21 protein-coding genes and 2 pseudogenes are annotated in these 23,574 nt (G+C 41.2%); 12 read left to right on the top strand and 11 right to left on the bottom strand.

Going from position 1 to position 23,574, the window contains the following annotated elements; translation table 11 throughout:
* A pseudogene (locus H6G92_RS41380) lies at positions 1-112 on the top strand (IS982 family transposase); the annotation flags it as partial.
* Between the two features lie 36 nt (positions 113-148).
* Here H6G92_RS41380 and H6G92_RS26260 read toward each other — a convergent pair.
* The 3 genes from H6G92_RS26260 to H6G92_RS26270 form a co-directional block, all read right to left on the bottom strand.
* Positions 149-1,330 (bottom strand): catalase, encoded by a 1,182-nt coding sequence (locus H6G92_RS26260; RefSeq protein WP_190897322.1) that lies wholly within the window; start codon positions 1,328-1,330, stop codon positions 149-151.
* 115 nt (positions 1,331-1,445) lie between these two features.
* Positions 1,446-3,074 carry a peroxidase family protein gene (locus H6G92_RS26265; RefSeq protein ID WP_190897324.1) on the bottom strand — a complete coding sequence of 543 codons (1,629 nt, stop codon included), beginning with the start codon at positions 3,072-3,074 and terminating at the stop codon, positions 1,446-1,448.
* 78 nt (positions 3,075-3,152) lie between these two features.
* Complete coding sequence (locus H6G92_RS26270) at positions 3,153-4,160, bottom strand: DUF2235 domain-containing protein (protein WP_190897326.1); 1,008 nt, start codon at positions 4,158-4,160, stop codon at positions 3,153-3,155.
* A 975-nt stretch (positions 4,161-5,135) separates the two neighbouring features.
* On the opposite strand from H6G92_RS26270, the gene H6G92_RS26275 reads away from it, so the two are divergent.
* A complete protein-coding gene (locus tag H6G92_RS26275) occupies positions 5,136-7,145 on the top strand; it encodes a cation:proton antiporter (protein WP_242059313.1) in 2,010 nt (669 codons plus the stop codon).
* 104 nt (positions 7,146-7,249) lie between these two features.
* The gene (gene mtnA, locus H6G92_RS26280; protein WP_190897330.1) at positions 7,250-8,329 is read left to right on the top strand and encodes an S-methyl-5-thioribose-1-phosphate isomerase; all 1,080 of its coding nucleotides are present in this window, start codon (positions 7,250-7,252) and stop codon (positions 8,327-8,329) included.
* A gap of 952 nt (positions 8,330-9,281) precedes the next feature.
* Here the strand turns inward: mtnA and H6G92_RS26285 are convergent.
* Positions 9,282-10,703, bottom strand: coding sequence for an NADP-dependent isocitrate dehydrogenase (locus H6G92_RS26285; protein WP_190897332.1), 1,422 nt, complete (start codon positions 10,701-10,703; stop codon positions 9,282-9,284).
* 273 nt (positions 10,704-10,976) lie between these two features.
* Here H6G92_RS26285 and H6G92_RS26290 point away from each other — a divergent pair, with 273 nt between their 5' ends.
* From H6G92_RS26290 to H6G92_RS26310, 5 genes are all read left to right on the top strand, one after another.
* Positions 10,977-11,705, top strand: coding sequence for a GUN4 domain-containing protein (locus tag H6G92_RS26290; protein WP_190897333.1), 729 nt, complete (start codon positions 10,977-10,979; stop codon positions 11,703-11,705).
* A 25-nt stretch (positions 11,706-11,730) separates the two neighbouring features.
* Complete coding sequence (locus H6G92_RS26295) at positions 11,731-11,949, top strand: type II toxin-antitoxin system HicB family antitoxin (protein WP_190897335.1); 219 nt, start codon at positions 11,731-11,733, stop codon at positions 11,947-11,949.
* Positions 11,949-12,179, top strand: coding sequence for a type II toxin-antitoxin system HicA family toxin (locus tag H6G92_RS26300; RefSeq protein ID WP_190897337.1), 231 nt, complete (start codon positions 11,949-11,951; stop codon positions 12,177-12,179). Before H6G92_RS26295 ends, H6G92_RS26300 begins: the two co-directional genes overlap by 1 nt.
* Before the next feature lie 49 nt (positions 12,180-12,228).
* Positions 12,229-13,359 (top strand): ABC transporter ATP-binding protein, encoded by a 1,131-nt coding sequence (locus H6G92_RS26305; RefSeq protein WP_190897339.1) that lies wholly within the window; start codon positions 12,229-12,231, stop codon positions 13,357-13,359.
* 305 nt (positions 13,360-13,664) lie between these two features.
* Positions 13,665-14,444: a superoxide dismutase gene (locus H6G92_RS26310; protein ID WP_190897341.1), complete on the top strand. Its 780-nt coding sequence runs from the start codon at positions 13,665-13,667 to the stop codon at positions 14,442-14,444.
* A 155-nt stretch (positions 14,445-14,599) separates the two neighbouring features.
* Here H6G92_RS26310 and rsmG read toward each other — a convergent pair whose 3' ends face one another.
* Both rsmG and H6G92_RS26320 read right to left on the bottom strand, forming a co-directional pair.
* Positions 14,600-15,334 carry a 16S rRNA (guanine(527)-N(7))-methyltransferase RsmG gene (gene rsmG / locus H6G92_RS26315; protein WP_190897343.1) on the bottom strand — a complete coding sequence of 245 codons (735 nt, stop codon included), beginning with the start codon at positions 15,332-15,334 and terminating at the stop codon, positions 14,600-14,602.
* Between the two features lie 95 nt (positions 15,335-15,429).
* Complete coding sequence (locus tag H6G92_RS26320; protein WP_190897345.1) at positions 15,430-16,104, bottom strand: ABC transporter ATP-binding protein; 675 nt, start codon at positions 16,102-16,104, stop codon at positions 15,430-15,432.
* A 307-nt stretch (positions 16,105-16,411) separates the two neighbouring features.
* Between H6G92_RS26320 and H6G92_RS26325 the strand changes: the two genes are divergently transcribed.
* The 3 genes from H6G92_RS26325 to H6G92_RS26335 all read left to right on the top strand — a co-directional run bounded on the left by H6G92_RS26325 (position 16,412) and on the right by H6G92_RS26335 (position 18,342).
* Complete coding sequence (locus H6G92_RS26325) at positions 16,412-17,368, top strand: Sll0314/Alr1548 family TPR repeat-containing protein (RefSeq protein ID WP_190897347.1); 957 nt, start codon at positions 16,412-16,414, stop codon at positions 17,366-17,368.
* Positions 17,369-17,449: 81 nt separating this feature from the next.
* Complete coding sequence (locus H6G92_RS26330) at positions 17,450-17,902, top strand: DUF3531 family protein (protein ID WP_190897349.1); 453 nt, start codon at positions 17,450-17,452, stop codon at positions 17,900-17,902.
* 8 nt (positions 17,903-17,910) lie between these two features.
* Positions 17,911-18,342: an NUDIX hydrolase gene (locus H6G92_RS26335; protein WP_190897351.1), complete on the top strand. Its 432-nt coding sequence runs from the start codon at positions 17,911-17,913 to the stop codon at positions 18,340-18,342.
* A 269-nt stretch (positions 18,343-18,611) separates the two neighbouring features.
* Here the strand turns inward: H6G92_RS26335 and H6G92_RS26340 are convergent.
* Positions 18,612-18,755: pseudogene (locus H6G92_RS26340) on the bottom strand (IS1 family transposase); the annotation flags it as partial.
* 399 nt (positions 18,756-19,154) lie between these two features.
* Here H6G92_RS26340 and H6G92_RS26345 point away from each other — a divergent pair.
* Positions 19,155-20,798, top strand: coding sequence for a hypothetical protein (locus H6G92_RS26345; RefSeq protein ID WP_190897353.1), 1,644 nt, complete (start codon positions 19,155-19,157; stop codon positions 20,796-20,798).
* Between the two features lie 124 nt (positions 20,799-20,922).
* On the opposite strand, the gene H6G92_RS26350 is transcribed toward H6G92_RS26345, so the two are convergent.
* The 4 genes from H6G92_RS26350 to H6G92_RS26365 are packed head-to-tail and all read right to left on the bottom strand — an operon-like array spanning position 20,923 to position 23,509.
* Positions 20,923-21,462: a WcaF family extracellular polysaccharide biosynthesis acetyltransferase gene (locus H6G92_RS26350; RefSeq protein WP_190897355.1), complete on the bottom strand. Its 540-nt coding sequence runs from the start codon at positions 21,460-21,462 to the stop codon at positions 20,923-20,925.
* Between the two features lies 1 nt (position 21,463).
* On the bottom strand, positions 21,464-22,054 hold the full coding sequence (locus H6G92_RS26355) for a YdcF family protein (protein ID WP_190897357.1): 591 nt from the start codon (positions 22,052-22,054) through the stop codon (positions 21,464-21,466).
* Positions 22,051-22,842, bottom strand: coding sequence for a glycosyltransferase family 2 protein (locus H6G92_RS26360; RefSeq protein WP_190897359.1), 792 nt, complete (start codon positions 22,840-22,842; stop codon positions 22,051-22,053). The genes H6G92_RS26355 and H6G92_RS26360 overlap by 4 nt, the downstream gene beginning before the upstream one ends.
* Before the next feature lie 19 nt (positions 22,843-22,861).
* The gene (locus H6G92_RS26365) at positions 22,862-23,509 is read right to left on the bottom strand and encodes a class I SAM-dependent methyltransferase (RefSeq protein ID WP_190897361.1); all 648 of its coding nucleotides are present in this window, start codon (positions 23,507-23,509) and stop codon (positions 22,862-22,864) included.
* Positions 23,510-23,574 lie beyond the last annotated feature (65 nt).

Consider the following 23,574-nt stretch of genomic DNA (forward strand, 5'->3'; position numbering starts at 1 on the left):
TCGCAGCCCAGTCAATTTTTGCGTTAATGTTCTGTGCGGTTTAATCGCTTATTGTCATCAGCCTAAAAAACCTAGCCTTCAACTTGAGTGGCTTTTACCTTCATATGTTTAACCCGAACTCAGGTTAGTTAATAATTATTGCGAAAAGTCAAACAGTTGGTTCCTGGTATTTGACTCCTCGTTTTTGATGACGGTCATTAGCAACGATAGGATAAACAATGTTGCGTAACCGATTGATCGCACCGACAGGACGATGGACTGCTAGACCATTTCCAGGAGAAAAACTAAGATTTTCTCCAAAGTCATCTTCTTTGGCAGAATTAACCTTCTGATGCTTAACTGTTAGGCGACCAACTGTAATGAAGGGTGATTCCTCTTCATTCCAAACAATGGTGCTATCATCAATGGACATTTCTGGGCTAGTTTGAAATTGAATTTGAAAGTCCCAACTATATTCAGCATCAGGCTTTGCTAAAGCTTGAATGATATCCTCTCGGTAGTAGTTGTCCTCTGAACCTGAGGCCTTGGCACGCTGAAGCTCACTTTCTGGTCTAGATTCAAGAGGAAGTTGTTGATGAGGTGGTTGACTGGAAACTGGAGTAAATGCATATTTAATCACAACCGGATATTCCACAGGAATTCGACCTGGTTGGGATGGGTCAAAATCAGATTTGAGTCCCAAAGAATACGCTGAAGCACTCCAATAACGTTCTGTGAGCAAACTCTTGGGAAACCGTTTGAAACTGGTTTGTAAAAGAGTGGATTCGTAGGGATGCAACTTTAGCCATAAAAGTACTAACAGCTTAAAAAGCGGAAACAGCCCTGCTCGATAAACCGCCAAAAAAAAGCTGTAGAAGTCTTTAATGTTTCTAACAAAAAAGAGTTCGGTATTGTGGACAATAATATCTTGGGTTTTTAACTCGTGACTTTGCGATAGTCGTTCTCCTTCTACCTCCATCACTTTTACGGACATGGAACGCGTATCTCCTTCATAATCATTCTTTACTGAAAACGCACCACTTGCAAATCGTAGCCAAACCGGATATTGTTTCGGTTTTGCAAATAAACCTTGTTTTAGGGAAATAGCTCTAAATTGAGCTTCAGTTAATGAGGTGCGTTCGCTCAATTCCTGCTTAATTGCTACTTCATCAAAATCAAAGATTTCTAAAGTTCCTTGAACAGCAGCATGGGTTTTAGCGTGAGTATCTCTCTTTGCAGTTTTTTTCTTCTTACCTCCGTAAAGATTTTCCATATTCTTTTTGACTAGCTCACTCATGAGAGCGCAATATTTAGCTTCGTCTTTTTCTGGATATTCGGTAAATAGCTTCATTTTTGAAAAGATAGGATTAACTAATCAATTGAGTTTATTTTTAGCTGCATCGTTATTTGTAGGGTACGTTAAAATTTGCTATAACTTACCCTACAAGATACGATATTAAAATCTCTTAAAGGTCAAAAGTAACTTTGTACTTTTTGTCTGATGGAGGAACATTACGATTAACTAAATCTGAGACTGTGTTGGTATTCTGAAGAATCTCCCAGCCCACAGGAGAAAAAGTCTCTTTATTGAAGATATTGGGTGATAGTAAAGGATTAGTTAGTGCTTGAGAAAAAGCATCAATTCCAATTAAGCGTGCTACTAGAGGAGGGATAGTTGAATTTTTTCGTCCATCCTCGGCGTAAAGCCCTACAAAAAACTCAATATTATCAACATGACCATATAATTCTTTGAGTTTCTTTTGAGCAAATTCATCGCCGGTAACTTGTTCAAATGTAGTCACTCTGGGAAAACCACACATTTCACGATAATCGTTGTAGCTTGCTAATTGTAGTTGTCGTCCCAGCCTGATTGAGGGTAATTCAGTTAACTCAACCAATATATCAGGGGTGTTAAATAAACCAATTTTTGTACCTGCTTGAGAACAAGTTTCTTCCATCAATGCCCCTAAACCTTTGTCAATAAACATTTTATTGTTCCAAAGAGATGCAGCAATATGGGTTGGTTTACCGTTATATTTAAAGGTTTCTGGAATCGCACTATGCCAGCGATAAACAAAGTCAAACTCAATTGCCATAAAATTGGGACGATGCCAACTTTCTTTTGTAAAAGCTTCAGGATCAGCAAACAACTTAAAGTGATAAGGAGTTATGTGGTTAATGTACTCCTCCATAATGATTTTCAGAATAATCGCCATGAGAATATTTCTCGATGTTTGGAATAGGCGTTCATCATCCCAATCTGGATAATTGCTTGCTAATTCATCACAAAGACGATTATGTTCCCGAAGACATAAAGTATTGAGCATTACATAGCCAATTTGCACATTTGCTCTTTCTACTCCCATAGCAAACATATATTGCTTTTTATCTACGGGCTGTCTTTTTTCATCATTAAGTGGCTGATAAAGTCCGTCAAATTCAGGCTTAACTTGATCCTGTGCTGCATCAGCATAATAAAATAAGGGGTATTCTTCCTCTACACCATCTTGGCGTTTGAGTTTTTGAGTCTTTAGTTTACCTCCTTGAAAGGTTCTTAAAAGATGTGTTTGTTTTCTGGTTAAACCATAAACATTACACAAATCAATTTCATGGTTGGAAGTATTTTTGAGTTTATTGTAGTGGTCAAGGCGAAGAAAGCTATCTGTAAACCACTGTACCCAATAGGGAAACAGCATGGTTGATTTACTAGAATAAATGGTTTTACCATCTCTTTTACGGAAGAGAATAGCTAGGTCTTCAACTTTGGGTAGATTCCCCTCAGCGTTTAACTTGGGATCTGGTGGTAGATGTCGTCCTGTATAAGTGCGATCGTTGAGTGATTCCCAGGAAGTATAAGTATCAGTTTTCTTAGGAATTGTAGTATCAGGAATATACTCATCTAGAGTCATCATACTATAGGGATTAGGACGAGTCGGAATTTTATAGATGAGACTATTAAGTAAATTTTTATTAACTTTTCGTGCAACGGATTTGTTACTTTGCAGAAGTTTCCAAATCGATTTAAAGTTTGTTAAAACTAATGTTTGAAGTTTGTTACCTAACCCGTCTTTGGATGTATCTCTTTTTCCAGTCATAATTATTTTTACCTTCTTTATTTGCAATTCTTAATACACCCAAAATTTTTCTGCTTTAATTACCCAAATTGGTCCAGGTTATTTCAGTTTGGAAATAATCTTTTGTAGATTTTTGGGTCGATAGTCCTTGCGACTTTTTAAACGGTAGATTGCGCTTTCATGAAGGTCTTCAATAACATCGCTGACATCACGAAACTTGATTCCTGCCAATTTAAAGAATCCAATATTGTTTTTAAAGTCACATTCATAATTGGGATTAATGCCTGTTGGAATCACACTTGTATCGAAGTCAAGCCCTAATCCTAATACACCGATAGAATCAATCATCCACTGTAAGGCAGCATCTGATAACCCACTGTGTTCTTCGGTTCCACCGCCAACGCAACCATGTACACCTGGAAACCACTTTTGAATTACTTTCTGGTTTTCAGCCTCAGGATGCTTTTTCATGGGGGTGACATCAAAGATTTCGCGGATTTCATCGATCGCCATCGCGTGTAATGCATTCTGAATACATTTGTTTAAAGTAGTGTCATGGAATCTGTACCGCTTATTTAGCTGTTCGCTCAACTTGCTGAAGGCGGGTATCCCAGGAATACCAAGAGCACCAACGGTATCAAAACAACCAAGTAAGGTGATCGGGACGCGATCGCCATAAGTTTGACGGTATTCCACAGCTTCCTTATCTTTGGGTTTAATACCTCGTTTACGGTAAAGCTCATAAGCATCATGTGCTTTGGTGATATGGGGGCGGTTTAGAAGACCGGAGCAATAGATCATCCCTGCTAGACTTCTAACTGTGTAAGCACCGCGACTGAAGCCGAACATATAGATTTCGTCACCAGGAACATAATTGAGACTTAGAAATCGGTAGCCATCTTCTATATTTCTATCGATTCCTAGTCCGGTAGCTCCGCCTAAAACCTTTTGACCCTCGGTTCCAACACCCTCGTCATAAAATACGATCTGTGTAACTCCATCACTGGCTATCGGTTTCACGGATTGAGCTAACTTAACCACATTGCTTGGGTAAAGACTTGTTAATTGTTGCCAAGTTCCATCACAGCAAATGACAAGACGTTTCATAGTTCTACTTCAAAGCCTTTGAGTAATTCGTTCAACTTTTTATCAAGGTGTGAGTTTGGTATGGAGTTAGAGCAAACGCATTTAATATGTCTATTCTTATAAATGCTTTAGCGAAGCATCCTCTCATCTTTTTTATGAGAATGCAAGGACAATTAAGACAGTTAAGCAGGAATTCGTTAAATAAATATTAAGTTATTAAGTAAACATCCGCGCTGCGCCTCTCTACGTTGCCTGCGGGAAGCTTACGCGAACGTGCAGGTAAAGTAGAGAGCATCTTATTAGCACTTGGAAAGACTACTAAATCATTATTTTGTGTGGGTCTTAACCCTTTTTTTCGCCAATTGCTCGCACAGAATTCATTGTGAATTTTGACTCCTGACTCCTGAATTCCGTTTTAATAAAAATTTAAAAATATTTAATTGAATTTTGGTTTTTAAAATTAATTTATCAAGGTACATTCATAGGAGGCTAAACGAGTAGTTTAAAAACACGCCCTAGCGATCGCCACGATTTTTGTAACACTTAAGTAAGTAGGTGCAATAAAACCAAACTATGTAAATAAAAATAAATAAAGCTCAAACTCTTTCTCTCCCTGCTCCCTGCTCCCTACCCCCTGCCTTATTGCAACAATAATTATTTACGCCGACTTACTTAGATAAAATATATAGCCCAGATGTTGCGTTCTACTCGTCCAACGGCGGGCGGTAAATTTATTTTGGGCAATTAGCCAGATGATGAAAGCCGAGCCATCAAATACGCAGAGGTGGATTGCACACAACCAAGAAGCGGTATAGAGTTAAGTCGCCAGCTTTTTCCAACATTGAGTAGAAATGTTTATGCTGATTGTGCAACATGGCTATATAAAACAATAGTCCATTAAATCTCTAAGTAAAAATCTGAAAGCGCCCACACTGGGCTTCGCCCTGCTAAAGCTAACAGATGGAACCAGATGTTAACGCAACTCTAGGGCAGAGTATGACTAATCTTTTACTAGCTTCCGTATTATCTAGACCCATTAAAGACCCAGTACCGGTTTTTCTGATGATTTTGGGGATTATGCTGATTGCACCCCTGCTATTTGAGAGAATCCGACTACCAGGTATTGTGGGATTAATTCTGGCGGGGGTCATAGTCGGCCCAAATGGACTGGGATTATTGGCACGGGATAACACAATTGTGCTTTTGGGCACAATTGGTTTGCTGTTTCTCATGTTCATGGCAGGACTGGAAACTAGCTTGGATGACCTGAAATATAACGCTGATAAGGCAGTCATATTTGGACTAGCTACCTTTGGCGTACCGATGGTATTAGGTACTGTAGCCATGATGTCTATCGGCTATGGTGTATTACCTGCCATCTTAGTCGCTTCTTGTTTTGCTTCCCATACGCTACTAGCACTACCGATTGTTAGTAAATTGGGAATTATGCGCTCTCAAACATTGACTACCACTCTCGGAGGCACATTAATCACCAATGTTTTGGCACTTTTGGTTTTAGCGGTGGTAGTGAGAGCGCATGAAGGCAGTTTAAGCCTACAGTTTTGGTTATTTCTGATTCCTTCACTGATTATCTACACATTTCTGACGCTCTGGGGTGTACCTCGTCTCGGTCGCTGGTTCTTTCAGCGATTTGGACATGATGAAGGAGCAGAGTTTACCTTTGTTCTAGCTACCCTGTTTGTAGTTTCCTATGGGGCAGAATTAATCCAAATTGAGCCAATTATTGGCGCTTTTTTAGCTGGAGTTGCTATTACCCAGCTAATTCCGCAACTTAGCCCTTTGATGAATCGGATTCAATTTATCGGGAATACGCTGTTTGTACCCTTTTTCTTGATTTCTGTGGGAATGTTGGTTAATCCCCTGATTCTGATTCAAGAACCGCGATCGCTCCTAGTATCTGGTGTCATGGTAACTGTTGCCATTATCGCTAAGTTCATTCCTGCATGGGGTTCGGGCAAGTTATTTGGATTCAACTTTGACAATATCATGTTGATGTTTGGGCTATCAGTAGCTCAGGCAGCCTCTACCCTGGCTGCAATCACCGTTGCTTACAAAATCGAGTTGGTCGATCAGTTAACAGTGAATGGCACGATCGCCATGATTTTAGTTACCTGCATTGCTTCTCCTTGGGTAACAGATCGGTGGGGGAAAAAAATCAAGCCAGGAGAGGCTAGTAGTTCAAGTCATCAGCTAGGAAGTCTGGGCGATCGCGTTTTAGTCCCAGTTGCCAACCCCAGCACTGAAGATAACCTGCTCAAGTTGGCAATACTCCTAGCAAAATCAGCGACGGGTACTTTATTACCACTCCACATTTTAATTGAGCAAAATTCCCCCATTCCTCTAGAGGACAAAACCAGACAAAGCCAATTACTATCAACCGCAGAAATGATTGCCCATGCTGCGGTTGCTAATGTTATTCCCATTGGTCGGATTGACGAATCAATTGATAAGGGAATTGCTCGTGTGGCAGAAGAAAAGCAGGCCAGTGTGATTGTCTGCGGCTGGAAAGGTTACTCTACTTATCAGGAAAATCTCTTTGGTGGTGTGATTGACAAGATTGTAAATCGCAGTGCAGTGCCTGTTTTGGTAACTCGATTCCCATTGCCAATTGAGCATACAACACGAGTCTTTTTGGCTTTTACCACTCAACAAACTTATGCTAGTTCTTTTGGAGAGAGTATCCAATTAGCCAAAAGTCTGGCAACGGAACTCAAAGCATCCCTGCAACTTTTACAAGTTGTAACAACACGAGGAGTAGCTATCGATTTGACTAATACCGGATTGCCAGAAGATACACCGATTCAAAAAGTGCGAGGCAATTTTGTGCAGCAAGTTTCTCGTTTACTCAAAACCAACGATCTGCTAGTGTTAAACGGGTCTGTTGAAAAGAAAACTCAACTAGTTTCGCTTTTAGGTCGGATACCAGAAGCGATCGCTCGCAATCATCCTGAAGTTGCTATGATTATTGCCTACTTTCCCAAATAGCCCCAAGATTGGAAATAAGTAGGGGAGCAAAGGTGAGAATGCCCAATCCTCAATAGCCAATACCTTCCTATGACTTTTTAATTTTGAATTCGGAGCGAAGCGACGTGACACCTTCTATAAACCAGGTTTATCCCGTTATTTGGCACAACAACTCAGTGTCACTAATTGATCAAACCCGCTTACCAAACGAATATATATTTGTGGAAATTCACCGCAGTGAAGATATGGCGCGGGCAATTAAAACGATGATTGTGCGAGGTGCGCCAGCAATTGGTGTGGCTGCGGCTTATGGAATGTATCTTGGTGCAAGGGAAATTGAAACAAGCGATCGCCACGAATTTCTGCAAAACTTAGATAAAGTAGCCCAGTTGTTGCGTTCTACTCGTCCCACGGCGGTAAATTTATTTTGGGCAATTAGCCGGATGCTTAAAGCCGCCTACGAAACGCTGGGAACAGTAGAAGACATCAAGCAAACCCTTTTCCAAACAGCCCAAGCAATCAACGTTGAAGATTTACAAACCTGTCAAGCGATCGGTGATCATGGTTTGGCTGTTTTACCGTCTACCCCAGAAAAACTGAGGCTGCTTACCCACTGTAACGCTGGTGCATTAGCTACTGCTGGATATGGCACAGCCTTGGGTGTTGTGCGTTCCGCTTGGAGAGAAGGACGTTTAGAACGTTTATTTGCTGACGAAACCCGTCCCCGCTTGCAAGGTGCAAAACTCACCACTTGGGAATGTGTGCAAGAAGGGATTCCAGTTACATTAATTACTGATAATATGGCAGCCCATTGCATGAAACAAGGTTTGATTCATGCTGTAGTTGTGGGTGCTGATCGCATTGCTGCTAACGGCGATACTGCTAACAAAATTGGTACATATAGTGTAGCGATCGCAGCTAAAGCACATAATATCCCCTTCTTTGTAGCTGCACCTCTTTCCACCGTTGATTTTGAATTAGCCGATGGCAGCCAAATTCCCATTGAAGAACGCGAACCAACAGAAATCTATCAAGTTGGCGATACTATTCTCACACCTGCGGGTGTAGATTTTTATAACCCAGCTTTTGATGTAACTCCGGCTGAGTTAATTACAGCCATCATTACAGAGAATGGAGCGATCGCACCTGATAAATTAGCGAAATCACAGTTAAAGCAATTACCGGTTGGGTTAAATCCGAATTAATGGAGAACTTGTACCGAGTTTTTGATAACTCTAAATCCGAATAACGGAAACTTTATAGGGCAATGCCCCAAAAAAATCTCCGACTTTTTAGAAAAGCCGGGGACTTTGTTTTTTGACTACTTTAAAATCTGACGCAATACGGTTTGGTTAAGGCAAGAGACGCGATAAATCGCCGTCTCTACAAAGGACTGATTCTTTTAGAGGCGGCGATTTATCGCGTCTTTGCGATCTAGGGCGTGTCATCAAAAAACCTTATCCGAACCGTATTGAAATGTGATGGATCAAAATTTATCAGCAATTTTTTCAATAATTTTATCTAAACTTCATATTCGGACTAAATTCAATAAGCAAAATCCGCAATTACTTTCTCAAAAGAAGCTTTGACTTACTCAAACCCCAGTTTGCTTTCTCATTTTGGTGTTTTCCGCAAGTAAAAGAAGCTTTGACTTACTCAAACTCCAGTTTGCTTTCTCATTTTGGTGTTTTCCGCAAGTAAAAGAAGCTTTGACTTACTCAAACCCCAGTTTGCTTTCTCATTTTGATGTTTTCTGTAAGTAAAAGAAGCTTTTGCTTTATCAAAATAAGCTTTGACTTACTCAAACCTCAGTTTGCTTTCTGATTTTGGTGTTTTTTGCAAATAAAATGCCAAAGTCAAATTACCCCCCTTAATCCCCCCGATGTTTTGGGTGGAAACAAGAAATCCAGTTCCCTCCCCAATACATACCTACGGTGTACACACAAATCTTCTAGAGTTGCCCCAAAGGCTTTTGATCCCCCCAACCCCCTTAAAAAAGGGGGTAAAAACCTCTCAAAGACCTCCTTTTTAAGGAGGATTTAGGAGGATCTACACGATTTTGGTTTTGTACAGAGATGTGTGTACACCGTAGCCAATACATACGGGGAGGGTTAGGGTGGGGTAATATCGACTTATGACTAATTAACCCTAATAGAATTAACCAAAATGCTGAATAATTGCGTCGGCAAATTCAGAACATTTTAAGGGTTCAACAGGCGGTTCTAGCAACCGGGCTAAATCGTAGGTAACTTGACTATTTGCGATCGCATCGCTTAAACCTTTCTTAATTAGGTCTGCGGCTTCTTGCCAACCCATAAATTCCAGCATCATCACCCCAGACAAAATCACTGAACCTGGATTAATCCGATCTAAGCCGGCGTGTTTGGGTGCAGTGCCGTGGGTGGCTTCAAATATGGCACTGGAATCACCAATATTTGCCCCTGGCCCCATTCCCAATCCCCCAACAATGGCGGCGGCGGCATCAGACAAGTAATCGCCGTTCAAGTTCATCGTCGCCAGAATCGAATACTCATCCGGTCTGGTTTGGATTTGTTGAAAAATACTATCAGCAATCCGGTCATTCACCAAAACTTTATCTTTCCATTTGCCTTCACCGTGGGTTGCCCAAATTGAGTTAAGAACAGTTTCAACTTCCTTGACAATTTGCGCTTTTTTCTCTTCGGTGAGACTATCAAACCCAGGATCAATCTCGCGGGCGTTTTCTTCCAAGGAAATATTCGGATTTTTTTCCTTGTTACTCAAAATCCAAGATTCCCGTTCAGTGACAGTTTCTTGGCGAAATTCACTAGTTGCTAATTCATAACCCCAATCACGGAAAGCGCCTTCGGTGTATTTCATGATGTTGCCTTTATGCACCAAAGTCACCTGTTGCTTATTTTTAGGCAATAGCAAAGCGTGTTTGATGGCACGTCTGACTAGACGCTGAGAACCAGTTTTGCTGATGGGTTTGATGCCAATACCAGAATCAAGAGGAATGCGTTTTTTCCCATGTTCTGGGGTAGCGGGGATTAATTCTTCATTGAGAATTTTAATTAAGCGATCGCCGATTTCGCTACCTTGTCGCCACTCAATGCCTAAATAAATATCTTCCGTATTCTCTCGATAAACAATTACATCCAGTTTTTCAGGATTTTTGTGGGGTGAGGGCGTACCCGCATAGTAACGGCAAGGACGCACGCAAGCATACAAGTCAAAAATTTGCCGCAGTGCCACATTTAAAGAACGAATTCCCCCCCCAACGGGAGTAGTCAAAGGCCCTTTAATAGCTACACCATATTCTTCAATTGCTGTTAGAGTATCTTGAGGTAAATACTGATAAGTCCCGTATAAATCACAAGCTTCATCGCCAGCGTAAACCTTGAACCAGCTAATTTGACGTTGACCCTTATATGCTTTGGCTACCGCAGCATCTAAAACTTTTTGGGTAGCAGGCCAGATGTCTATACCTGTACCATCGCCCCGAATAAAGGGGATAATTGGATTGTCCGGTACGATTGGTTCACCATTTTTGAAGGTGATTTTTGCTCCGGCTGCGGGGGGGGTAATCTTTTCGTACATCGTTCACACACTCCTAATCGATACGCTGCTATTCAAAAAACCTTATGTGGCAGGCTTGTATATTTTGCTATGTCTTTTGTTCACCAAGCCATAAGGCACAGATTTTCCCCCTATTCCCCTTGTACATTATTTGGGGATTAAGTGTGGGATTCAGTGAAGCGATCGCAATTTTGTACGATCAAAAATAGTAAACTACTTTTCGCTATCAATGCTTCACCTTGGAGGAGCCAGATAGCTTACCACTTTTTCACTGACCGCTAAAACGAGAATGGCATGACAGACCCAATGATTTTATCAGGCCCTGCAAATGACATCGACTCCCTCCGACGACCGTTAATCGCTGGGTCTGAAAAAGTCCAACAACAGATAATCCCACAATTAGCTGAGTTGGGTAATGAGGGATTAGACGTGTTGATGGAATTTTTACTGAAACGACGTGATAACCCAGCAACTTGGATCGATGGCAAAGCTTACCAAGTCCTCTATAACTCTGATGCACCTCAAGCCAAAGAATTTTTGCGCTCTTGTTTTCCTGAGGGAATTGTACCTCTAAAATCAGAGTGCGGGATTAACTACAATTCTTTGCAACAGCTACTTGCTGTTCAAGACTTCCAAGCAGCCGATCGCGTCACCATCGAAAAAATGTGCGAACTATCAGGGCCAACGGCTGTACAACGAAAATGGTTGTACTTTACTGAGGTAGAAAATACCTCGGCTGTTGACTTGCAAACCATTAACAACCTCTGGTTAGTCCACTCTGAAGGTAAATTTGGTTTTTCAGTGCAGCGAGAAATTTGGTTAAGTTTGGGTAAAAATTGGGAGAATTTCTGGCCGAAAATTGGCTGGAAAGCAGGTAATACCTGGACGCGATACCCTAACGAGTTTACCTGGGATTTGAGTGCGCCTAAAGGTCACTTACCCCTTTCTAATCAACTCCGGGGAGTACGAGTCTTTGCTTCTTTACTTTCTCACCCAGCTTGGTCAAAGAATCCAGAAAAATGATTTTGAGCCTACGGACAAATAGATTATGATTAATTCCACCAACCGAGAATTCTACGTCATCATTGAACGGGATGAAGATGGCTACTATGTCGGAGAAGTACCTCAGCTACAAGCCTGTTACAGTCAAGGAGAAACAATTGATGAGTTGATGGCTAACATGAAAGAAGTAATTGAACTTTGTTTAGAAACAACAAATGATGAAAAAATACCAGAATTTATAGGTATTCAAAAGGTAGTAATTTAATGCCAAAACTACCAGTTTTAACAGGTAAAACAATTATTAACGCCCTTGAGAAAATAGGATTTCAGGCGGTGCGTCAAAAAGGCTCTCATGTACAAATGGAACGTGAAGATGGGCGCTTAGTAACTATTCCTGTTCATGCTGGTAAAACAATAGGTAAAGGATTACTACGCAAAATACTACGCGATGCCGAACTGACGAAGGAAGAGTTGATCGCATTGCTGGAATCATAGAGTTGGGAGGTTTTCTACCAATCCCAAATGCACAATCTCAAATTAGATAATGGCAAACGTTCGTCTAGAAGATATTAAGCGTAGGTTTAATAATGTCACCGCGATCGAGGATATTACCTTTGAAATTCCTGATGGCGAGTTTTGGGTTTTAGTTGGGCCCTCGGGTTGTGGTAAATCTACAATTTTGCGAACGATCGCAGGTTTAGAAACCGCTACATCTGGCAAACTCTATATTGGCGATCGCTTGGTGAATAATATCCCAGCCAGACAACGCGATGTGGCGATGGTGTTTCAAAACTACGCTCTCTATCCTCACATGAGCGTGGCCCAGAACATCGCCTTTGGCTTGCAAATGCGGAAAGTTGACTCGAAAATCATTCAAGAACGAGTGATGAATGTGGCGCGATCGCTTTCTCTCGATCACCTGCTAGATCGTAAACCCAAACAACTTTCTGGGGGACAGCAACAACGGGTAGCATTAGGGAGAGCGATCGCTCGTGAACCACAAGTGTTTTTACTTGATGAACCTTTATCTAATTTAGATGCCCAATTGCGCGATGATACCAGGGCAGAATTGAAACAGCTACATCAAGAATTAGGCATTACAACTATTTACGTCACCCACGATCAAGTTGAAGCGATGACTTTGGCTGATAAAATTGTTGTCCTAAATCGCGGGCGGATTCAACAAATTGGCGATCCCCAAACTATTTATGCAAGTCCTGCTAATCAGATGGTGGCAAGTTTTTTAGGCAGTCCGCCAATGAATATTTTGCCTGCAATCTATGAAAATAACGGTTTCGATGTGAGTGGACAGTTATTAACAATTCCGGCAGTTGTGAAAGAAAAATTACATTTGCGTCACGGACACAGCTTTGATTTGGGGATTCGTCCAGAGCATATAAAAATCAACACCGACTCAGAACGGGCTGAACGCCCCACTACCGCTAACAGTACTCAAAACTCAGGACTGTTGTTGGTTGAAGTTAAACTAGTGGAACCTTTGGGAAGAGAAACTTTGATTCGTGCTGGATTACCTGGTTCGGCGGTAGTGTTGAATATTCAGGTAAGCGGGGATGTGCGTCTGCGTCCAGGCGATCGCCTTTCTCTACAACTCGATTTAAATAAATTGTTTGTGTTTGATCCCAAAACTGGGGATAGAATTTTACCTCATGAGTGACTCTGGCTTTAAGAAGATGTTTAAAAAGTATTGTATGAAACATCAAAAGCCTCAGATATAACCCCTTTACCTACAAGAGAATGCGGGTTTAAAAGATTATCAAGAGCACGAGACAGCAATAGAAGTGAGGTTTTGAGTATACTTATTGAATTTTAAAATAACTTCTAAGGTGGGTCTTTACTTTTATTTTATAAATACTTTCTTAAACTGCCAAAAATAATTGCCAATTCCCAATTTTTTGTAGCCAGAATCTAAGAAAATAAAAACTGCAATAGAGACTTAAGGGATTCGCTGCAAAAACTTATATGACTATTAATCGACGCAATTTCTTGTTTTTAGTAACAGTAGGTGCGGGTGCTTTTACATTACATGCTTGTGCATCGGTAGAGAAATCTCCTCAGGGAAACACTGCAACTCCCGATACAACACCAAATACAACACCAAATACAACACCAAATACAACAGGGGCTATCCAACTACCACCTTTAACTTACGCCTACGAAGCACTGGAACCACACATCGATGCCAAAACGATGCAGTTTCATCATGATAAACACCATGCAACTTATGTGAAAAACCTGAATACGGCGTTAGAAAAACACCCAGAACTGAAAGGCAAAAGTATTGAAGAACTGTTACAGAGGCTTGACAATGTACCACAAGATATCCGTAGAACAGTACGCAATAATGGCGGTGGTCATGTCAACCACTCAATGTTCTGGGAAATTATGAAGCCGAAAGGTGGGGGAGAACCAACAGGAAATATAGCCTCCGCGATTAATCAAAATTTTGGCTCTTTTGCAGCTTTCAAAAAACAGTTTAACGAAGCTGGTGCTGGTCGTTTTGGTAGTGGTTGGGTTTGGCTAGTGCGTAACAAAGGTGGCAAGTTGGAAGTGACAACTACAGCTAACCAAGATAGTCCCTTAAGTGCAGGTAAATATCCTATTTTGGGTAATGACGTATGGGAACATGCATATTATCTCAATTACCAGAATCGCCGCGCCGATTATTTAGATGCTTGGTGGAACGTGGTTAATTGGGATGAGATTAACAAGCGGTTTGCAGCAGCTAGTAAATTAGCTTAAAGATTGGGACAAGGAGATATAGAAAAAATAAAAAGTTAATCTTCCACTCCTGTCAAAGTAATTCGTAATTACAATGAGTGGACACTTGTACCCTTTATAATTACGAATTACGTTAGCGCAGCGTTAGCGAGTATTCGAGCGTCATTACGAATTAATTAAAGGGGTTTTTGAGTAGGTACACCAACAGCACGGGGAAACTGAACTGGTGTTGTACCTACCTTACGCAAATAGACACAGTGGCGAATGCTGTGACTTAGGGGCGTTGTAAATTGTTCAATTGATTCAATCACACCGCCCAACAACTTCACCGCATTCTGCAAAGCTGTTGTTTCATCCTCTGTCCAATTACCGCGATAAATTATGGCTAAACCTCCCTGCTTGAGCAATGGTAGGGAATATTCTGCACAAACAGAGGCTGCCCCTACAGCACGGATCAATGCAATATCGTAAGCTAGTCGATGCTGGGGGTGCTGACCGATTTCTTCTGCTCTACCAACAAGAGTTTTGGCATTGTTCAGGGAAAGTTCAGTTAAGATATTGTCGAGAAAAGTGATTTTTTTCCGAGTTGAATCGAGAAGAGTAATTGTGCAATTAGGTACAGTAATTTTCACTGGAATACCTGGAAAACCCGCACCTGTACCAATATCGATGAGAGTAGGAGAAGCAGGGGATAAATTACCTGATAACAGGGGTACAATTCCTCGTAGAGAATCCCAGAGATGTTTTTCCCAAAACTCTTGAGGGTCAGTGATCCGAGTTAAATTTAGTTGGCGATTACCTTCTAGGATTAACTCATAAAGCCTTTGAAATTGTGCTTGCTGTTGGAAAGTTGGCTGCCAATTGAGAGTTTGCTGCCAGATTTCTGCCATCTCAGGCAATAAGTTAGTCATTAGTTATTAGTCATTAGTCATTAGTCATTAGTCATGAGGCATTGGGCATAATTATTCTCCTTTTCCCCTTGTCCTCTTGTGCCCCTGTTCTTTTCTTACACTGATGGTAGAGGTTCTTTGACTTTGGATTCTAGTGTCTTTGGGTCTACTGATTGTAGTTCACCGTGGTTGAGTGTCCAGCAACGGTCTGCGATCGCTAACATATCCCCAGCATCATGTGTCACTACCAACAGCGTCCAATCTTGTTTCAGTTTCGCTAATAAATTTACCAGTTGCCGACGCATTGACCAATCTAATCCAGCTGTGGGTTCATCCAACAACAGTAAATTTGGCTGGCGAATCAATTGCACTGCTAAAGCTAAACGTCGTTGCTGACCACCACTCAAAGCATGAGGGGCAGCAGAAAGCGATAAATGCTCTAATCCCACCTCTGTCAGAGACTGTCTAACTCGTTCTGACCCTAACTCAGGATGTCCTAAACGCAATTCTTCTAAAATTGAACCACCACAAAAGTGCCGTTCTGGAAATTGAAATACCAACCCAGCTAACTGTTGTAACTGTTCGGCTATAAGTTCTTGTTCCCGCCAGAAGAGTGCGCCGCTAGTGGGTTCGGCTAGTCCCGACAAAATTTCTAGTAAGGTACTTTTTCCCGAACCACTTGGGCCAATAATCAGACCTAGCTGCTGGGGTGCTAATTCCAAGTTGATCGATTTGAGAATCGCTGTTGGGCAAGCTGTGGGATGATAAATTAGATTTCGGAGATAGAGCATTTGTTAAGATTACCAAAAAGTCAGCAAATTACTGATTAGCTACACTGAGAGCATCTGGAAAATTCAAAGAAAGGATTAACACCTTAATCTAGAATCTAGCAGCAAGAATCATCCACATTTTTCTCCATTGTGGCAGACTCACCCTTAAAACTTTGGCTATAACCAGCCTGGGAACATGGAAAAATTACCAAAGTCAACCTTTATATAGAAAATTTTGGTTGAAGCATAGGCAAGTTAAAATTAACCATTTTTTGCATTCTAAGTAACACATACAACTATTTCAACCGCAATTCTTCTGAGGGTTAAAATGACTAAAAGGTTTTATTTGCCTAGATTATTAGTGTCTGCGAGACTCACTACCCTTGCTCAGAATGCTTTTGCCGCTGCGTTAGCCTTTGGCGTTGCCCCTTGGGCAATCGCACTTAATCTGTGGGTAAGTCCCTCCCTGGCTGGCGATCCATTTCGCAATAGCGAACCTCATCAAATTGGCGACCAAACAGAAGCAGCTTTCAAAGCGATTTTCCAACAGGGCAACTATCCAGCAGCAGAGCGTTATCTTGAACAAGCAGTATCCAAGGAGCCAAATGAACCTCTAGCTTATGCCATGAAGGCATCTTTAGCATACGGAAATCAAGATTGGGCTAAACTAAGTACTTACAGCCAGAAGACTCTAGAAACCGGACAAAAACTGATTTCTAGCGATCCATTGCGTGGTAATTTATATACTGCTGTTGGTCATTTTTTAGAGGGAGCAGTAGTTCTCACCCGTGAAGGAACGGTCAACGGTGTGCCGCAAGCCTTTAGTCGGTTGCGGCAAGTTTATGAATATTTAGACAAAGCCGAAGCAATTTCTGCCAACGATCCAGAACTGAATTTAATCAAGGGTTATATGGATTTACTGTTGGCGGTTAATTTGCCTTTTGCTAGCCCAGATCAGGCAATTGGACGGTTAGAACAAAATGCTTCTCCTCAGTATTTAGTGGATCGGGGTATTGCTCTTGCTTACCGGGATTTAAAACGTTACCCACAGGCGCTAGAGTATGTCAACCGGGCGATCAAAGCCACATCCGATAATCCAGAAATTTACTATCTCAAAGCCCAAATCCTGAAAGAACTGGGGCAAAAAGAAAAAAGCCAGCAGATGATCAAGGAAGCGATCGCTAATTTTGACAAAGCATTGACTAAAAAATCCCAACTTCCAGGTGATTTAGTCAAACAAATTGAGCGTGAACGCAGCAGTGCTGCTAGCCTAAATAATCCTTAGCCCCCATTCCCTATTCTCCATTCCCCACTCCCTACTTTGATATGCTTATTTGCAGAAGAGTAATTGAGATATTAGACCAACATGGAGATTCAGTTCCGCGAAATTAATCCTTTTGATATGTGGATTTGGCTGAAATTCAGCACAAATCCTTCTGCGCGTGAAAAGCAGTATGTAGAAGAAGTTTTCAATTCCTGGTTTTATCTGGGTAAATTGGGTGCATTTAATGCAGAGAATCTTCAGGTGCAGGACACTGGACTTGATATCAGCTACATGAATTATGATGAGCAAGGGTATGACAAAAGCTTGTTAGCACTGATGCATAACATCGGTGAGTTTGAATATGAGGGCCAGTGGGGACGTTGTTGGTTTGATTTAGGAACCAGTGATGCGATCGCTCTGGATATTTTAATCAACGCCCTCAGCCAGCTAAGTCAGGAATATGTCACCATCGAAGAATTGTACATTGGTGGCGAAAATCCAGATTGGCCTATTGAGGATAGTGAAAGTCGTCCTCAGTCTATTTACGATAATTAGTTACAAAAATGAATAAAGCAGGCGAAATTCGAGTAATAGCCTTGGGGCTAATTCGGGATGGCGAACGCATATTTCTTTCTGAAGGCTACGATCCTGTAAAACAAGAAAGATTTTATCGTGCTTTGGGCGGTGGTGTTGAATTTGGCGAAACCAGCCGCAACGCTTTACAACGGGAGTTTCAAGAGGAAATTCAGGCAGACTTAACGAATATTAATTATCTAGGTTGTATAGAGAACCTGTTTACATTTAATGGTAGGCAAGGTCATGAAATCATTCAGCTTTATCAATGTGACTTTGCTGATTCAAAATTTTATCAACTGGAAAGTTTGGTTTTTTCAGAATCACAAAATCATAAACATAGAGCATTATGGATAGATATCTCTCATTTGAAATCTGGTGAATTCAAATTAGTACCTGAAGTATTTTTTGAATATTTATAAATCATCTAAAAATTTAAATATAGCGGTTCTCGTTTGCATAAAGTGCATTTTTTAACCTAACCCTCTCCTTGCTAAGGCTACAGTGTACACACAAGTCTAGGCAAACTTCTAGAGGAAGGGGTTTGAGGGGGTAAACGAGAGTGGACAATCCAATCAGAATTCACGCTCACCTACATTGGCCGCCGTGACCAAGTCCCGCAAGACTAACCCCAAGGTATCAACGGTCATAAATCGCTTGCGTTCTTGGCGTTGCATAAATGCGGGATGAATCAACTAAATACAGGTATTTGTCCATACTTGAGATAATGGAGTAATAAACGAATTGAATATTTAAGCATATCTACTGATTTGGAATAACATAATGTTTTGCGATGTAGACATGCCAAATAATGACATAAGCGTGTATTTTCCCCATAAAAGTTGGAAGAAGCTTTTGCGTCATGTGTCATATTTTATGGCACTGGTGTACCTCGCTCGCCTTATTTTTCTCTGCTACCCCTGATTATTGAGCCGATACTGCGATTATATAAATCGAACTCCGCCTATACTGTGTGACTTTTGCAACTTGCCCTGCTGTGTATCTCTTCGCTAACAGCCAGATTATTTTGAAGCGTCTATGCATGCAGCTTAAATACCGATTAGCTGATCTCTATCTTTACATAATTGGGATAATTTTAAATTTTCAAATAAAACGCTCTAAGGTAGTCAGAGAGTTGTTTTGAGCTTTTCGGAGATGTTTAGTAAGAGAAATTACCCTTGACTGATCAAGGAACAAAACAGATTATTACTACTGTAAGGTGTGAGGAGACTTAATGATAAAGCTTCATCTACGTTCAATGCGCTCGACTATTTCTTCGGCGCTTAGCTTTGCGATGACTCTCGGTATGGTTGTTAATACGCCACTACATGCTCAAACCATCACTTCACAATCGACTCCACTAGATCATCTTAAAGCTGCACCTCGACCGGTATTTAAAAAAGGCAATACTTTATTACCTTTGGGTCAAGCGCATTGTGGACTATCGAAAGAAACTTATATTGAATTAGCTAACTATTGGGGGTATGGACTACCAATAGAGAGGGCCGATTTGGCGCAACATGCCCAAGCTAATCCTGGTCGCTACCAACCTGTAGTCATGGTAGGAGAAGTTTATAAATTTTTTGATAACTACGATGGGCGTCACCCCAATCTGCCCAAACTACCTGCGAACACCTGGTTGCGTGACAACAGTGGAAAGATTATTCTCAAAGGTGGCCAACCAATAGTAAGTCCAGCTGCACCAAATGAGGCATTTCAAATCATCGGCGACTACTACGGAAGATCAATAGGTCAATTAGAGAGAACTGCTGGTCAGTCTATCAAGCTGATAATGAACCAAGGTGAGTCTGGGCTTTGGATTCCTGGTGACAACGATCCCGCACAGTTGTTCGGACAAGATCCTCAAGTAAAAGCTGACTTTAATAATTCTGGTTTGAATAACTGGTTCGCCTACATATCTCGCAACAAAGCACGACAGGAAGGAGTACTCAAAGAGAAGTTGTTTAGTAACTTGCAGTCTCGACCAACCTACTCATGGTATCAGGAACAATACGGTACTGAGCGTGGTCGCTGGGCTGGATGGGCATGGTATATGTTCAATTACGAACATTTTCTAGACTCTTCTCGCAATCCAATAGTATCTGATTATACAGCACCAGAGATGTATTACAACTTTCATAACTCTGGCTGGACTGGTATAGAGTACAATAGTGCCGTGCCGTGGGATGCATTGACACAAGCATTGAATAATATTTCTGGGGCAATCAGTCTCGGACAGAAGTTAACATATCCTTGGGTAAATATGGGTTGGGAAGGTTACGCAGGTCAACCAATCTCTAGTCCAGATACCTTTATGGGTATGATGAAGACTTACTACACCGCAGGAGCTATCGGGTCTGTGGGCGGGTATTTCGTATGCAGCGGACCAATATGGGAAGCGCTCAACTACAATAAGCCGATTGGTGCGACAACTCCCACACTGATTCAGCAATTAACAATCCAAGGTCATGCCCATGCGTTGTTCTCACATTTAGAAGAGTACTTGCGTAAGGGCGACCTTTTACCAGGACCAAAACTGCATCCTTATCAAAGTTACACTAAGGTATTGCCAGCAATGGAGTTTACTGCCGAAGGTCAGACACAGCAATTACAAGGTAGATGGGGACCTGTGACCGTACCCACTGCTCGTGTGTTGGCACGCAAAATTAGCGGCGAAGACCGTTGGCTAGTTACTGCTTGGGCAAATGTGGGTAATGACCGCGACGTGAGGGTGAAAATTGATAACAAACTGGGAACTCTGACTTTACGCGCTAGAAAGGCAGGGTCTGTCTATGTTGTCAAACTTGTAAATGGTCTGGTTCAACAGACTCTGATAGATTCTGATGGTATGAACCCGACTAAGAACTTGTCTCCTTAATATCAAAATGGGGAGTAGGGAGATCAGGGGTACAGGGGAAGTTGCAGTAAGTCTTTCCCCCTGCCTCTTCTTATGCCCAATGCAGTGCGGCAGGATATCAATCTATAACACTCTCTATCTCTACTCATAATTTCCGTTGCTTTATGGCTTGAGCTGGATTACCCACATAAATTGTCATTGGCTCTAAAGAACTACTAGCTACTCCCCCTAAGGTAAGCACTGCTCCTCGACCAACAGTAACTCCTGGGCCAATTACTGCCTTGGCTGCAATCCAACTACTCTCTTGAATATAAATAGGTGCGGTAATCAGTTGAAATTCAGCATGGCTCCAATCATGATTACCAGTACAGAGATAAACGCCTTGAGATAGACATACATGACTTTCAATCGTGACTAGAGCCAAGTTATCAATCCAAGCATCTTCTCCAATCCATACATAATCGCCAACTATCAATCGCCAAGGGAATTTGATGCGAACTCCTGGCTTGATACGGACACCTTGACCAATTTTTGCTCCAAAAGTACGAAGTAGCAAAACTTTTAAGCCTGACATGGGAAGCAAGCGACTTTGTACTAACCATGAACCTAAAAAGTACCACAGAAGTTGCTTCCAGTAAGGTGCGCCAGGAATATAATTACTGACTGTGTAAGAATCTAGACGCATACTAAAGTAAATCAATAGCAGACTGAAGACTGGTTCCTGTACGACCTGTGACAATCCAAAGTAGGGAGCGCCCTAGATCGCGAATAATAGGAGAAATAGTTTCTTTTTTTGATTGATCTGGAGCTGATGGTACGGAAATTGGTGTAAAGGCGATACCTCTGCTACCAAGAATCATGATGGCGATCGCCTTGGCTCTGGGCATGTGAAAATCTGAGGTAATCAAATAAATATGTTGTATACGTTTATGCTCAAACTCAGGGACAATTGTAGTAAAGTTTGTCACGGTATCAACAGCACGATAATCTAAGTGAAGACGACTGTCTGAGATGCCAGCAGCTTCAAAAATCGGTCGCGCTATTTCAGGGGGAGTGCCAGAAGAAACCCAAACTTCCAAAGAGGGATACCAACGAGCAATTTCGGCAGCAACTTGTTCGCGATCTATCCAAGCACCAAGAGTGAGGATAGCTTGGGGTTGGGGTGCTTGGTAATAAGCTATAGTCAAACGCACAGGAATTATCAGCAGTAATGAGAGGAAAAAACTTGCTAAAGCTAAAATCAAATATTTTTTCCGTAGCCAATGAAACCTTCTCATGATGCTTTTTCTTTAAATTCCTCGGCTTCAATTAAACGAATTGCCAGAAGAATTTCCGCTAATACACGTTCTAATGCATAGTACCAACCGTGCCAGCCATCAAGAATCCCGCCTTTGAAAATTAGGCAGTAGAAAAGGATAATCAAAGGAGCAAAAAGTTTTTGTTTGCGGATGCGATCGCCCCAACTGAGTTCCCTCGTCGGAGTATCCAATAGCTTCTTGACTTCAATCACCATGTAGCGATCCTGTGCCCATAACCAACGACTCAGAGGTTTGCGATCGTCGTGGTATATATGACTAGAGAGCATTGCAGATTTACCCTCTATCGAAACTCGATGAGCATGTCCATCATCTTTGTAAGTTGCTTTTTCTTTTCTGTAAAGTACTTTTCGGGGTGGAAGTAGAGTACCACGCAGAGGCTTGCCAAACACACAATACTTGAAGCTAACGCTGTAACTATCTACATCAGATTCTGATGCCAGTGATTTAATTTCATTAATCAAAACATCAGTTAAAACGTAATCAGCATCTAATGAAAGTACCCATTCAGATTCTATTTTTTCTAAACCATAGTTACACTGACCAGCAAATGAATCAAATTTTCTTTGAAAGACTTGTACTTGAGGATAGGAGTACAAAACATTTAAAGTTTCATCTGTACTGTAGCTGTCAATAACTACAATTTTTTTAGCCCATTTTAATGCTTGGAGTGTACGGTCAATGTTGTTTGTTTCATTAAATGTGAGGATCAGAGGTGTAACATTTTCTGCTATTGATGTAAAAACCATTGCAATAGGTATAATAAAGTTAATTTTTTTCTAGAGCAGCAGAACACAAAACTGATTTCCAAAAGTAAGGCACTCTTCCTGCAAATTTAAAGTTAATATCGGTAAATCCTTCTTCTTCTAATAAATTAGTTAAGGTTGCAACTGAAAAAAACTTTATATGTCCTCCATCCCAGAGTGGATTTAAGTGTTGATCCATTTTACCAAGGAGTGCCATTGCCAGATTTTTCCAATAGCCATGAAATGGAGTTGTGAGGATAATATGCCCTTGTGGCTTTAAGCATTTTTTGGCAGATATTAGTAATTCTCTGGGATAGAACAGGTGTTCAATTACTTCCGCAGCAATAACTATATCGAATTCTTTGTCTAACTCAGCATCAGGTAAATTGTAGATACTTGCCTCAATAAATTTGCACTCAGGAATATTCTGACGAGCAAGCATAATTCCTGATGTAGAATTTTCTACTCCTACCACATCATGTCCTGCCTGAGCAATTTGTTGACTAAATCTACCACTACCACAGCCTAAATCTAGTACTCGCAGCTTTTGTGTGGGATTAGTTATGGTTTGAGAGATTAGCTCTAATACTGGAGGAAGTAAATATGCGTGATGATGTTCATAATCACCATCTATATAGGTATATTCGTACCCGTTCGTAGTATGTTGCATAGTAATTTTAATCCTTGATAAAAAAGTTCAGCTTCAGAATTAATTTATCATCAAAATAAATTAAC

Source organism: Nostoc foliaceum FACHB-393, assembly GCF_014698505.1.
Classification (GTDB): domain Bacteria; phylum Cyanobacteriota; class Cyanobacteriia; order Cyanobacteriales; family Nostocaceae; genus Nostoc; species Nostoc foliaceum_A.

Coding starts and splice junctions, on each gene's coding strand:
- H6G92_RS26260 (WP_190897322.1), bottom strand. CDS start 1,330: ATGAAGCTATTTACCGAATATCCAGAAAAAGACGAAGCTAAATATTGC.
- H6G92_RS26265 (WP_190897324.1), bottom strand. CDS start 3,074: ATGACTGGAAAAAGAGATACATCCAAAGACGGGTTAGGTAACAAACTT.
- H6G92_RS26270 (WP_190897326.1), bottom strand. CDS start 4,160: ATGAAACGTCTTGTCATTTGCTGTGATGGAACTTGGCAACAATTAACA.
- H6G92_RS26275 (WP_242059313.1), top strand. CDS start 5,136: ATGACTAATCTTTTACTAGCTTCCGTATTATCTAGACCCATTAAAGAC.
- H6G92_RS26285 (WP_190897332.1), bottom strand. CDS start 10,703: ATGTACGAAAAGATTACCCCCCCCGCAGCCGGAGCAAAAATCACCTTC.
- H6G92_RS26290 (WP_190897333.1), top strand. CDS start 10,977: ATGACAGACCCAATGATTTTATCAGGCCCTGCAAATGACATCGACTCC.
- H6G92_RS26295 (WP_190897335.1), top strand. CDS start 11,731: ATGATTAATTCCACCAACCGAGAATTCTACGTCATCATTGAACGGGAT.
- H6G92_RS26300 (WP_190897337.1), top strand. CDS start 11,949: ATGCCAAAACTACCAGTTTTAACAGGTAAAACAATTATTAACGCCCTT.
- H6G92_RS26305 (WP_190897339.1), top strand. CDS start 12,229: ATGGCAAACGTTCGTCTAGAAGATATTAAGCGTAGGTTTAATAATGTC.
- H6G92_RS26310 (WP_190897341.1), top strand. CDS start 13,665: ATGACTATTAATCGACGCAATTTCTTGTTTTTAGTAACAGTAGGTGCG.
- rsmG (WP_190897343.1), bottom strand. CDS start 15,334: ATGACTAACTTATTGCCTGAGATGGCAGAAATCTGGCAGCAAACTCTC.
- H6G92_RS26320 (WP_190897345.1), bottom strand. CDS start 16,104: ATGCTCTATCTCCGAAATCTAATTTATCATCCCACAGCTTGCCCAACA.
- H6G92_RS26325 (WP_190897347.1), top strand. CDS start 16,412: ATGACTAAAAGGTTTTATTTGCCTAGATTATTAGTGTCTGCGAGACTC.
- H6G92_RS26330 (WP_190897349.1), top strand. CDS start 17,450: ATGGAGATTCAGTTCCGCGAAATTAATCCTTTTGATATGTGGATTTGG.
- H6G92_RS26335 (WP_190897351.1), top strand. CDS start 17,911: ATGAATAAAGCAGGCGAAATTCGAGTAATAGCCTTGGGGCTAATTCGG.
- H6G92_RS26345 (WP_190897353.1), top strand. CDS start 19,155: ATGATAAAGCTTCATCTACGTTCAATGCGCTCGACTATTTCTTCGGCG.
- H6G92_RS26350 (WP_190897355.1), bottom strand. CDS start 21,462: ATGCGTCTAGATTCTTACACAGTCAGTAATTATATTCCTGGCGCACCT.
- H6G92_RS26355 (WP_190897357.1), bottom strand. CDS start 22,054: ATGAGAAGGTTTCATTGGCTACGGAAAAAATATTTGATTTTAGCTTTA.
- H6G92_RS26360 (WP_190897359.1), bottom strand. CDS start 22,842: ATGGTTTTTACATCAATAGCAGAAAATGTTACACCTCTGATCCTCACA.
- H6G92_RS26365 (WP_190897361.1), bottom strand. CDS start 23,509: ATGCAACATACTACGAACGGGTACGAATATACCTATATAGATGGTGAT.